This is a genomic window from Pelosinus baikalensis (genome assembly GCF_020819555.1).
In the GTDB taxonomy this organism is placed as follows: domain Bacteria; phylum Bacillota; class Negativicutes; order DSM-13327; family DSM-13327; genus Pelosinus; species Pelosinus baikalensis.
The window spans coordinates 1-2105 of the sequence record NZ_JAJHJB010000106.1; the positions used below are offsets into that span (position 1 = coordinate 1).

2 protein-coding genes are annotated in these 2105 nt (G+C 39.8%); both read right to left on the reverse strand.

From position 1 onward, the window contains the following. Positions 1-115: 115 nt before the first annotated feature. The gene (locus LMF89_RS25250) at positions 116-1234 is read right to left on the reverse strand and encodes a Nif3-like dinuclear metal center hexameric protein (protein ID WP_229537569.1); all 1119 of its coding nucleotides are present in this window, start codon (positions 1232-1234) and stop codon (positions 116-118) included. Continuing rightward, positions 1225-1905 carry a tRNA (adenine(22)-N(1))-methyltransferase gene (locus LMF89_RS25255; protein WP_229537570.1) on the reverse strand — a complete coding sequence of 227 codons (681 nt, stop codon included), beginning with the start codon at positions 1903-1905 and terminating at the stop codon, positions 1225-1227. The genes LMF89_RS25250 and LMF89_RS25255 overlap by 10 nt, the downstream gene beginning before the upstream one ends. Positions 1906-2105: the final 200 nt, after the last annotated feature.

The following is a 2105-nucleotide window of genomic DNA, read 5'->3' on the forward strand; positions in this document are numbered from 1 at the left end:
CCTCCGGTAATGTTTTTGCTTGGTCGCTTAACATTATATACCGGATTCCCATGAGTCTTTTATTTTTCTGCCTTACGGCATTTAATTTTACAACTTACCTATATTTATACCATCTTTAATAGATCTGAAAGACATCTTGATTGATGTCGTCAACCTTAATATCCACAGACCATTTTGCATCATCAGCACATTTGCTAAGATATTCCGCTACATAGGACAGCACAGGTTGCTCTGTGGCAAAATGACCAGCATCAATAATTGCGATTCCAAGGGCAGCAGCATCTTGTCCCTCGTGATATTTTACGTCTCCTGTTACTAAGACATCTGCTCCAGCAAATGCAGCCTTATGCAATAAGCTAGCACCTGCGCCACCACACACCACTACTTTTTTTATCAACTTATTTTGATCTCCCACTACACTTACAGCAGATACTCCCAGCACATATTTTACCCGATTAACAAACTCTGCAAACACTATAGGATTCACAAGCTTTCCAACACGCCCAAGTCCTAATTTTTCTCCAGAATTCATCAGCTGGTATACATCATAAGCAACCTCTTCATAAGGATGTACTTTTAGCATTGCTTTAACAACCGATTTGTAAATTTTCTCTGGCATAATCGTTTCTAAGCGACTTTCTTGTACATGCTCCAGCTTGCCAGCATGCCCGATAAATGGTTTAGAACCATCTAAAGGCAAAAATGTGCCGATGCCATTAGTGGCGAAACTACAATGACTATAATTACCAATATGTCCTGCTCCAGCCGCCATTATAGCATCTCCAACGATTTCTCGATGGGTTTCTGGAACAAATACTACTAATTTACAAAGTTTTTCACTAGAATTATCCGCGAGGGGTCGTACATCACATAACTGAAAAGCATCTGCCAATACATCATTCACACCTCCTGAGGCGATATCAAGATTCGTATGAGCAGCATATACTCCAATATTTGCTTTTATTAAAGCAGATAAAATTTGCCCCTGTGGTAAATCTGTCCTTATGGCAGAGATGCTCTTAAATATAACAGGATGATGAGCAATGATTAAGTCGATATCGTCTTTTACAGCTTGTTCCACTACTGCTTTTGTTACATCTAAGGTAATTAGTATCTTATGAATTGTTTGGGCTGAACTGCCAACTAGCAGCCCCACATTATCCCAATCCTCTGCTAAGCTCCTAGGGGCCAATTTATCCATTGCCTCTATAATTACCTGACACTTTACAGACATTGCCGCTTATCCTCCAGTTGTTTTAATCGCGTGACATATTCATGGTATTTAAGGCTTTTTTGTGCATTACTACTACATTCCATTTCTCTTACTACACGCTTAGTCTGAGAAATCAATTGATCAATATGCAATGTTAACAGCGGGGACTTTTCATCCCATAGCTTTTGCCCAATTTCGTACATGACAGGCTCATAACGAGGAGAATCTCCTTGCTCTGCCACAATGATTTCATACAATCTTCCCTCTTCTTGGACTAACCACTCCTCTAGCACATACCAATTGTTTTCACATAACCAACGCCGCACAGTTGCCGCTCCCACCATAGGCTGTAATACTAGACGTTTGAGAGATCTAACGATTTCACAATGGTTCGTTAATATCTCTATAATTGTTTGTCCACCCATACCAGCAATAACAACCGTATCTACTTCTAGTGGTGAAAGCACTGCTAATCCATTGCCTAAACGTACAGAAATTTTTCCTTCCAGTGATAAGCCTTCCACGTGCTCTTTAGCAGCCTTATAAGGACCGCTATGAACATCACCAGCTACAGCCGAAGCAATAATATCTTTTTCGACTAATTCAATAGGTAGGTATGCATGATCCGTACCAATATCAGCTAAACGAGCCCCTCGAGGCACACATGCCGCTAATGCAGCTAATCTTCCCACAAGCCTCAAATTGCAATCACCTCATTATTATTATTTTTCTTATTATACTAAAATTTCAATTTAACAATCAAATCAATAAAAATTCAATATCATCTTCTCTATAGTAAAAAAATGCAAAGCATATGCTTTGCATTTTATTCTTAAATGGTGGGCGATGACAGGATCGAACTGCCGACATCCTGCTTGTAAGGCAGGCGCTC

What these genes read in the sequence shown, in the direction of transcription:
- LMF89_RS25250 (WP_229537569.1), bottom strand. Translation starts at nt 1,234, where the DNA reads ATGTCTGTAAAGTGTCAGGTAATTATAGAGGCAATGGATAAATTGGCC.